This is a genomic window from Sporomusa sp. (assembly GCF_057736855.1).
This window is the reverse complement of sequence record NZ_JBYKYF010000258.1, coordinates 1-4,463: the sequence shown is the minus strand read 5'-3', so window position 1 is coordinate 4,463 and position 4,463 is coordinate 1. Positions and strand designations below refer to the sequence as shown.

Genomic DNA, 4,463 nt, shown 5'->3' with positions numbered 1-4,463 from the left:
CGATACTATCCACTACCACCAATTCTGCCGGCAACAAGCGGTACAATTGATCGCAAGCAGCCGTTACCCGAAAATTGCCAGAAAAAATAGCCCATAGGCACTCTCCAGTAGAAATATCTGTTGCCGTCAAACATAACTCTCCGGCTTCTTCATATAGTAAAGCTAAATAATTATTTGCTTTATCAGGTAATGATGCTTCAGCCAAAACCGTGCCTGGGGTAATAATCTTAACCACTTCTCTGCGTACGATACCTTTGGCCTGTTTGGGATCTTCTACTTGTTCACAAATAGCAACTTTATAACCTTTATGAATTAATTTAGCAATATAATTATCAGCCGCGTGATAAGGAACTCCACACATAGGAACCCGTTGATTCTGTCCCCCATCACGCGAAGTTAAGGTAATCTCTAATTCACGCGAGGCGATCTCAGCATCTTCAAAAAACATTTCATAAAAATCGCCTAAGCGAAAAAATAATATTTCACCACTATGCCTACTCTTTACCTCCCGGTATTGTTCCAGCATCGGGGTATAGCTTGCTGCCATAGTGTTTATCTCCTCATCCAATAGCAATTAAATTAAGCGGCCTTTCAACACCCAGGTCTGTGCTGTATCAATTTGAATATGTACCAAATCCCCAGCTTGTTCTTGACCAGTTTTCGGCCATAATACAATTTTATTTGTCCGAGTACGTCCCATAAGCATATTATCATCAGTCTTGCTAGGACCCTCAACCAATACTTCCACAATCTGGTCAATATATTGTTGATTTATTTCAAAACTAATTTCATTTTGTACCGCAATCAGCCGATTAAGGCGGTCTTTTTTGGTTTGCAGCGGTACTTGATCAGAATATGTAGCCGCAGGTGTGCCTGAACGTTGTGAATAGATAAAGGTATAGGCTGCGTCATATCTGATATTCTTGACAAACTCTAGTGTTTCGAGAAATTGTTCTTCCGTTTCGCCCGGAAATCCAACAATTAAGTCAGTTGTCAGACTGGCATTAGGAATAGCCTGACGAATCTTAGCTACAAGCTGACGGTAATAATCGGTAGTATAACCTCTATTCATCCTTTTAAGAATAGCATCACTACCAGCTTGAACTGGCAAATGAAAATGCTCGCAGATTTTTTTACTGTGTCTAATAGTCTCAATGACTTTATCATTCATATCCCGCGGATGTGATGTCATATACCGTACACGAGCTATTGTATCAATCTGGTCAACGGCTTGAAGCAAATCGGCAAAGTCAACCTGCTCCTCGCTATCTTTTCCATAAGAATTAACATTTTGACCAAGCAGTGTTATTTCCTTAAAACCATCTTTGCCCAACTGTTGAATCTCATTTATGATGTTGTTAAGCGGCCGGCTGCGTTCACGCCCTCTGACATAGGGAACAATGCAGTATGTACAAAAATTATTACATCCATACATAATCGGTACCCAGGCAGAAATTGTTCCTTTCCGGACGGTTGGTACCTCTGGCGCCAGTCGTTCAGCTTGGTCCCAAACAGCCAGAACAGGTTCGCGGCTTTCTTCGAGTTTGCCTATAAGTTCTACAAGCTGATGGGTATTGTGTGTTCCCATAACCAGATCAACGTGAGGGAATTTTTTCAATATTTTGTCTTTGTCCTTTTGCGCCATACAACCAGCAACCCCAATAATCAAATTAGGATTAACCAGTTTTAGCCTTTTCAGTTCGCCAATTCTGCCATAAATTTTCTTCTCAGCACTCTCGCGGACACAGCATGTATTTATCAAAATTATATCTGCTTCTTCGATATTTTCAGTAAGCTCATAGCCAATTGTTCGCAATTGCCCAGCCAATCGTTCTGAGTCATTCAGATTCATCTGGCAACCAAAGGTAATTGTATGAAAAAGCTTGGGCGAACCATGTTTTGGGTTAGGTTCCATCTATGTATCAGCTCCAATTACGAAGAGTATATGCCAATTATTATAGCCTAAATTTTATGTTAGCACAAACGTAAAGCAATTTAGCTTGCATCCTTGCTGTGAATTGTCAGCCATAAATGTATTGATGGCGGTGCAAACCAACCAATAAGCCTAAAAATAACCCCTAGTAAAAAACTTCTCAAGGAGCTAATGAATTATTTTTTTCGTGTTCCCCAAATCATTTTAAACCCTGAATAAATAACAAAAATACCAAAAATTCGTTTAAGCGCATCAGCAGGTACATACTGAACCAGATTAGCACTAATGATAGCACCAGCAACAGCACCTCCAGCCAGATAGAGAGCCGCTTGATAATTAATCAGCTTATCTTTATGAAAGTGCCAAAGGCTGACAAGAGCCGTAGGAATTATAACCATCATGGAAATTCCTTGCGCTGTATGCTGCGTTATGCCTAAAATAAAAACCAGCATCGGCACCAGCACTGCGCCACCACCAATGCCCAGCATTCCGCTCAGAATACCAGTCCCTAAACCGATAGTAAAAATAATTAAAATACTCATGAAACCACCATTCTTAATCCGACAAGTATAAGTAACATTCCGAAAAGCTGTTTTAGGCGAATGGCAGGGATTTTTTTCATGAACCGAGCACCAAGACTGGCACCACATATACTTCCTATGACTAAATTAAAAGCTAAGCCCATATCTGTATTGCCATGAAAGCCGTAGATTGCACTACTGACAAGGGCTGTCGGGATAACTACTGCCATAGATGTGGCTTGCGCAATATGCTGGGTAATAGAAAAATAAGTTACCATAATGGGAACGAGAAAAATACCGCCCCCTACGCCAAGCAAACCACTTAGTATACCTACAAAAAAACCAACTCCGGAAAACTTCAATTGTTCAGACATTATAAAAACCCCTTATTAATCAATCTTGCAGGGGGTCAAGCCCTCTTTATAGCTGCGGTATTTATCATAGATAATCCGAATAGCAGTAATAATTGCTTTCTTAGCGCTTCCTTGATAGGTTTTTTCTACAACTTTAATTAGACTTTCTGGATTTGCAATCGATTTACCTACCAAAATTGAAGATACATGCTTACGAGCCAGCTCTGTAGTCAATGTACAATCAGCTTCCATAATGATTTCAGTATCTTCATCAACGGTCACAACCACACCGATAACTTTATAAACTTCACTGGCTGTTATGCCTGCGGGTAATTTTGCATACCCTGAAAATAAAATACGCTTATATTGACTATCTACCACAGTTTCCCCCTCCTCCATTCTTAATATTCCATAAAGACTTAGCTTCAGGCAGGGTAATCCCATCTGAAGCTAAGTCTCACATCTTTCAAATAAGTTTACCAACTCCCCATGGAACTAATCTAGAACAATCCGTCATGGGTTACAACGCCATAAATTGTAAATGCTGGACCTTATTCAATGGTTAACCGTTTAACCACCACATTTACTTCTCTAACGTTCATACCAGTCATATATTCAACCATTTGTTTAATACGAGTTTGGGCATCATGCACAACATCCCAGATAGCTTGTCCATATTTGATTGTTACGTCCAAAGAAATCGAAATACCTTTCTCCCGATCGTGAGAATCCCTGATAATAATTTGACTTGTTTTGGTAATACCCGGTTCGCTTGTAGCTACATAGTTCACAATCGACGCTATTGCAGCATCCGATATAAGTAGTTTACCATAATAACTAAAGGTTGGGCGAACAATCGATTTTTCTCCAAGTTTGCGACGTTGTTTTGAGCGGGATTTTTTGAAAAAAACCTCTAGAGGATCAATCAAATAACCGGAAAAATGTGGTTTAAGTTCAATCGTAGGAACAGGTATAATATGTTTCCCTTCTCTAAGCCTACTCTCTCTCGCCTTTGCAATTTCAGCCTTAGTAGCAATATCCTCAATGCGGATAATCTGGCTGATTGGCGGAAGATTCAACACATCTACGATTTTCTCCACCATGTTTTTTGATGTCCCTAGTATTAAAATACGATTAGGCTTAACTTTTATAATTGCATCTCTAACTTCAGCAGCATGATCCGATTCCATAAATATGGCGCGTTTAACAGCGCGAATTTTGCTAGGTTCTTTTTTTGCTGAATATCCTGCAATAATTTTACTGTCTTTAATTAATAGCCCATCGTCAATAATTGCATCAACGTCATATTCGTGCGCGACAATTAGCGCCCGATGGCTTTTGCCTGTTCCACTTGGACCAACCAGAGCAATGGTGTCCATAGGCAGCCTCCTAATAAAGTAAAAGATTGAAAACATAAAGAAAATGTCGCCTGTGCCTAGGTTTTCAAGCCAAAGCAAAACTTAGTCGTTCTACTTATTATTGGAAAAGAATTCTTTCTGCTAATATAAAAATAAACACCTTTGCAGGTGTTGTCAAGTACATGTATCATTTTAGGCTCTTTGTCAAATGTTGGGGTAAAGCATAAAGTGTAGTGGAGCAGGGGTGGATTGTCAACAGAAAACTAGACAGTTTTACTAAGGGACAAAGATTTAAATT

The 4,463-nt window shown here is 39.6% G+C and carries 6 protein-coding genes; all 6 read right to left on the bottom strand.

What is annotated here, in order from left to right:
- Positions 1–547 (bottom strand): MutS N-terminal domain-containing protein (locus AC29Z1_RS14050; RefSeq protein ID WP_488272082.1); only part of this gene is annotated, 547 nt, incomplete at its 3' end.
- Positions 548–574: 27 nt separating this feature from the next.
- Positions 575–1,915, bottom strand: a complete 1,341-nt coding sequence (gene miaB, locus AC29Z1_RS14045) for a tRNA (N6-isopentenyl adenosine(37)-C2)-methylthiotransferase MiaB (protein WP_488272081.1) — start codon at positions 1,913–1,915, stop codon at positions 575–577.
- A 194-nt stretch (positions 1,916–2,109) separates the two neighbouring features.
- Complete coding sequence (locus AC29Z1_RS14040; RefSeq protein WP_488272080.1) at positions 2,110–2,475, bottom strand: sulfite exporter TauE/SafE family protein; 366 nt, start codon at positions 2,473–2,475, stop codon at positions 2,110–2,112.
- Complete coding sequence (locus tag AC29Z1_RS14035) at positions 2,472–2,828, bottom strand: TSUP family transporter (RefSeq protein ID WP_488272079.1); 357 nt, start codon at positions 2,826–2,828, stop codon at positions 2,472–2,474. The genes AC29Z1_RS14040 and AC29Z1_RS14035 overlap by 4 nt, the downstream gene beginning before the upstream one ends.
- Before the next feature lie 15 nt (positions 2,829–2,843).
- Positions 2,844–3,188, bottom strand: coding sequence for a DUF3870 domain-containing protein (locus AC29Z1_RS14030; protein ID WP_488272078.1), 345 nt, complete (start codon positions 3,186–3,188; stop codon positions 2,844–2,846).
- 170 nt (positions 3,189–3,358) lie between these two features.
- Positions 3,359–4,186, bottom strand: a complete 828-nt coding sequence (locus tag AC29Z1_RS14025) for an Asp23/Gls24 family envelope stress response protein (RefSeq protein ID WP_488272077.1) — start codon at positions 4,184–4,186, stop codon at positions 3,359–3,361.
- Positions 4,187–4,463: the final 277 nt, after the last annotated feature.

Excerpts from the sequence above, each read along its gene's own strand:
- AC29Z1_RS14040 (WP_488272080.1), bottom strand. The coding sequence starts at position 2,475 with ATGAGTATTTTAATTATTTTTACTATCGGTTTAGGGACTGGTATTCTG.
- AC29Z1_RS14025 (WP_488272077.1), bottom strand. The coding sequence starts at position 4,186 with ATGGACACCATTGCTCTGGTTGGTCCAAGTGGAACAGGCAAAAGCCAT.
- miaB (WP_488272081.1), bottom strand. The coding sequence starts at position 1,915 with ATGGAACCTAACCCAAAACATGGTTCGCCCAAGCTTTTTCATACAATT.
- AC29Z1_RS14035 (WP_488272079.1), bottom strand. The coding sequence starts at position 2,828 with ATGTCTGAACAATTGAAGTTTTCCGGAGTTGGTTTTTTTGTAGGTATA.